Below are 4,585 nucleotides of genomic sequence, written 5' to 3' on the forward strand. Positions count from 1 at the left end.
CGCGCGCAGCCGCATGATGATACGCGTTGCCGGGGCCTGAGCGTGAACAGGACGGCGCGAAATGGGGGTGCGGGCCGCAGCGGCTCGCCGCGGGCGAACTGCCGCATGCTTGCGGGAAATAATAATTTGACATGCCGCGGAATGTCTGCTAACCGTATGTGTGGTTCTTCCTTCGATGCGGATATGGAGGGTATTGCCCGATGCCGTTAAACAGAATCAAGCTCTATCGGTTTGCGTTCGGTTTTCGCGCTCAGGACCCGTTACAGTTTTCCGCTTTTCCGGGGAGCGCCCTGAGGGGAGGTTTCGGACACGCCCTTTTAAAGGCGGTGTGCCTGGCCGATCCCGCCGCGCCGTCGTGTTCGCCCTGCGCGTTCGCGCCTTCATGCGCGTATGCCGCGGTGTTCGAAAGCCCGAACACAGGGGATGCGGAGATCATGAAAAAGGCGACCCACCGCCCCCATCCCTTCGCGATGGCACCACTCTTCCGGCATCCGGTGTTGTTTGCTGAAGGCGATATCTTCGAAATGGAATTGTCGCTCTTCGGCCGGGGCCTGTCCTACCTCCCCCATTTCATTCATGCGTTCGAACGCCTCGGGCGGATGGGCCTGGGGAGGGGCCGCGCAAAGTTCTTTATTCAGTATGTCCGCAATACGGTGGACGGCGCCGCGGTCTACGACGAACGCACGGGAATCAACCTGGCCGCCGCGAGCCCCGTGCCGGTTTGCGCCGAAACGGTTCCGAAAAAAATAAAAATCAGCTTTATCACGCCATGCCGTATAAGGGAAAACGGCTGCGACCTGCGCGTGCCGGTTCTCTCCTCAATTGTACGAAATATCGCGCGAAAGTACGACACCATCTGCCGATTTTACGGCGATGAGCCGTCCGGGCTCGACAGGGAGACCCTTGCGGAGTCAGCGGTCATGGCCATTATGGAAGGCAAGGAGCTTTCGTGGACGTCCGCGACCAGGTACTCGAAAAGGAAAGCTGCAACAATGAAGCTGGGCGGATTTACGGGCTGGGCCACATACAGCGGCCTTCTGGCGGCCGTGTACCCCCTGCTCAAACTCGGCGAGGTGCTTCAGGTGGGCAAAAACACCTCGTTCGGGTACGGGGCCATCCGTATTGAGGATTGTTCCCGGCCCAGGGATTCCATTTGGAATTTGCGTGCCCTTTTAAAGAGGTCCGGATAATGAACAACGATAATTACGAAGTGCTGTTGGCCGCCCTTCTGCACGACATCGGCAAGTTCAAACAGCGCGCCTGCGGGGGCCGCGAACCCTCGGGCTTTCCCGTGGAGATGGAGGGCATAATTCTGCCCAAGGCGCAGGGCCAGCGCTACAGCCACCGGCACGCGCTGTGGACCTTCCACTTCTTCGAGCGGGAATTTGCCGGCGTGGACCTTCCGCGCGGCCTCGACCGCAACCGCATCCGCGACCTTGCATCCCGCCACCACAACTCGTCGAACGAGTACGAGCGTTTCATCGAGCGGGCCGACAGGCTCTCGGCGGCCGGCGACCGCCTCACGGACGACCGCGCCCACTATGAAAGAAGCGAATACCTTAAAAAGCCGCTTGCCCCGGTGTTTCCGCTTGTATCGCTCGGCGGGAATCCGACCCCCGCGCGCGATTACTCATATCCGCTCCTGCCGCTTGACGGCCGGGGCATCTTCCCGGTAAAGGGAAAGGGCGGCGCGTCGCTCGAAAAGGAATACGGGGCGCTCTGGGACGGTTTCACGGCCGGGCTGGCCTCGCTGCCCGGCGACGGTTCCGCGCCGGAACAATTCACGCAGACGCTCGTGTCGCTTCTCGAGCGTTTCACCTGGTGCATTCCCTCCGCCACCAACGACAAATACTGCGATATATCGCTCTACGATCATGCCGTCACGACCGCCTCGATCGCCCTGGTGCTGAAGCTGTACGCGGAGGGCGGAGGAGCCGATTCGGACGAAAAACCGTTTCTCTTTTTCGGCGCCGACCTCTCGGGCATTCAGCAGTTCATCTTTCAGAACCAGCGCGAGTCGTTCAGGGGGAGCGCCAAGGTAATCCGGGGCCGCTCGTTCTACGTGGCCGTGACGGCGCAGGCGTACTTTCTGGCGTTATGCGACGCGCTGGGAATCCCGCCGTTCACCCGGCTTCTGGACTCCGGCGGTAAATTCACCATGGTGCTGCCCAATCTTCCCGGTTTCAGGGAGCGGGCCGAACGGTTTTTCGCCCGTGCCGACGAGTGGTTTTTCATGAGGTTCCACGGGGAGTTTACGGTCGTCCACGACCTCTCCGTTACGGCGGGTGAGGACGAGATGGGACAGAAAAAATTTTGCGAACTGGTGTCGCGCATAAATTTCAACCTGGCGCAGGCCAAAAGCGCGAAATTTTCCTTCATATTGAAACGCGGCGAGTGCGTCATTCCGGTCGAATACAGCGAACGGGAGCTGTGCAGGGCGTGCGGCAGGTTTCCGAAAAACTCAGATGCCGAAAATGCGCGCTGTGACCATTGCGACGAGCTTTTCACCCTCGGCGAAGGGCTTACGCGGAACACTGTCCTCGAATTCCGCCGTTCGGGCGGCGGGCATGTGCACTTCTTCGACGGGGCCATCGGGGTTTCGCTGGGGCCTGCCGGCCGTGCGTCGGGCGCGTTTCTCTCCTACTCGCTTACTGACTCGGGGGACGGAATGCCGGTATTCCATCTCAACGCCCACGTGCCCAGGAAAACCGACGGCGGAACCATGAGCTTCGAGGAGATCGCGGAGGCGGCGGTGCGTCCCGATAAAATCAAGGACCGCGAAACGCGCGCCGGCGTGGACCTTCTCGCCTATATCAAGATCGACGTCGACAATCTCGGCAACATCTTCGGGTTCGGCATCGACGAGCTTTCGGTATCGCGCTACGTTTCGCTTTCGCGCATGCTGCACCTGTTTTTCAACCTGGTCGTAAAGAATATCCTTGTTGAACGTTTCCCCGAATTTTATACGGTGCTTTCGGGCGGTGACGATCTCTTCGTAATCGGCCCGTGGGACCGCTGTACGGATTTTCTCGACGAGGTGCAGCGCTCGTTCGAGAGTTTTGTGTGCGACAACCCCGATGTGCATTTTTCGGCCGGGGTGGTGCTCCAGCACCCGCGCTTCCCCATGAGCAAGGCCGCCGGGCTAACCGACCGGGCGATCGATGAGGCGAAAGACGGCGGCCGTAACAGGGTGCATTTCATCACGGGCATGGGCTACGACGAAATGCGCGAGATGGCCGAAAAGGCGCAGTGGCTCAAGGAAAGGGCGCGCGATGTAAATTCGAGGATCGGGCATGCCTTTCTGTATCGCCTGCTGAAATACGTGCGCATGGCCGAACGGGTGCGCGGACGCTCGACTCGGGGGTCCGGGGAAAAGGTCTTCGCCCCCGACCTCATGTACATCCCGCGCTTCAGGTACGATGTGGCGCGCAACGTAGCCGTAAAGAGCGCGGGCGAGCTCGTTAACGGCAGCGAGGTGTGTGCGCTCGTCGATCTCTTCGACCGGTATTCGCGCGAAAACCCGGGCCTTTTACGCGCCGCGTGCACCGTGGCGTTGTACCAATTACGCGAACAATCCCCTCACAAGGAGGCCTGTGATGATTCAGCTGACTGAAGACTATCTTACAAAAACCGCCGAGGAGCAGGCGAGGCTGTTTGCCAATAAGTTCGGCAAAAGGAAAGGGCAGCTTCGCAAGTTCTATGACGATTTAAAAATTATCGATCGTCGCCTTCTCGAAGACGAGAACGAGGAGCGGTTTAAAAGCGAATTGCTTCCGCTGGTCAAATTTGTCAAGGCGAAGATTGCCTATAGCGTCGGAAGGAAAGTACAGAACGAGCAACTGGTGCCGATAGAGTTCAAGAAATACATGGACGCCGAAATCGATAAAATACAATCGATTGCGGACTTTAAAAATTTCCTGTACCACTACCAGGCGATTATCTCGTATTTCATGTTCATTACGGAAGCAGGGGACAACGCCAGGGCCGCCCAGGGCCAGAGGAGGTAACATGGGCACACTTGAAAAGATCGAGCAGATCAAAGGAAAAATAATTCTTAAAACGGGCCTTCATATAGGGTGCGGCACCGAGGGCGTGGAGATAGGCGGCATCGACAACCCGGTCATCAAGGACCCGCGCAGCGGCTATCCCTACATTCCCGGCTCCTCGATCAAGGGCAAGATGCGCTGCCTCCTCGAACTGAGGCGCGGAATTCGTTCCCAGAGAAAAGAGGCCCCGTGTTCCTGCGGCGACTGCGACATCTGCCGCGTCTTCGGCAACACCGGCAAGGATTCGAAAGTTGGGGTCACCCGCGCGGTATTCAGGGACGCGTTTCTTTCGCAGGAATCGGTCGAGGTGCTGAAAAAACGGAACCTGCTTGCCACGGAGGCGAAAACCGAAAACTCGATCGACCGCATAAAGGGCACGGGGCTCGACCCGCGCGTCTCCGAGCGCGCCATCGCCGGTCTCGGGTTCGATTTCGAAATCGCGGTGCGTCGTTTCGAAGGCGATGGCGACGGCCCCGTCAGCTTGCTGCGCGAGGGGCTCGCAATGGTGCAGAGGGACGCCCTCGGCGGCAGCGGCTCGC

At 59.3% G+C, this 4,585-nt stretch carries 4 protein-coding genes; all 4 read left to right on the forward strand.

The genetic code is table 11. From position 1 onward, the window contains the following. Positions 1-200 precede the first annotated feature (200 nt). A complete protein-coding gene (gene cas6, locus VLM75_00855; protein ID HSV95460.1) occupies positions 201-1,190 on the forward strand; it encodes a CRISPR system precrRNA processing endoribonuclease RAMP protein Cas6 in 990 nt (329 codons plus the stop codon). Continuing rightward, positions 1,190-3,613 carry a type III-A CRISPR-associated protein Cas10/Csm1 gene (gene cas10, locus VLM75_00860; protein HSV95461.1) on the forward strand — a complete coding sequence of 808 codons (2,424 nt, stop codon included), beginning with the start codon at positions 1,190-1,192 and terminating at the stop codon, positions 3,611-3,613. Before cas6 ends, cas10 begins: the two co-directional genes overlap by 1 nt. After that, the gene (gene csm2 / locus VLM75_00865) at positions 3,597-4,007 is read left to right on the forward strand and encodes a type III-A CRISPR-associated protein Csm2 (protein HSV95462.1); all 411 of its coding nucleotides are present in this window, start codon (positions 3,597-3,599) and stop codon (positions 4,005-4,007) included. Before cas10 ends, csm2 begins: the two co-directional genes overlap by 17 nt. 1 nt (position 4,008) lies before the next feature. Continuing rightward, positions 4,009-4,585, forward strand: a 577-nt coding sequence (csm3, locus tag VLM75_00870; protein HSV95463.1) for a type III-A CRISPR-associated RAMP protein Csm3, incomplete at its 3' end; no start/stop codon positions are given.

It is taken from the genome of Spirochaetota bacterium, assembly GCA_035477215.1.
Taxonomy (GTDB): Bacteria; Spirochaetota; UBA4802; order UBA4802; family UBA5368; genus MVZN01.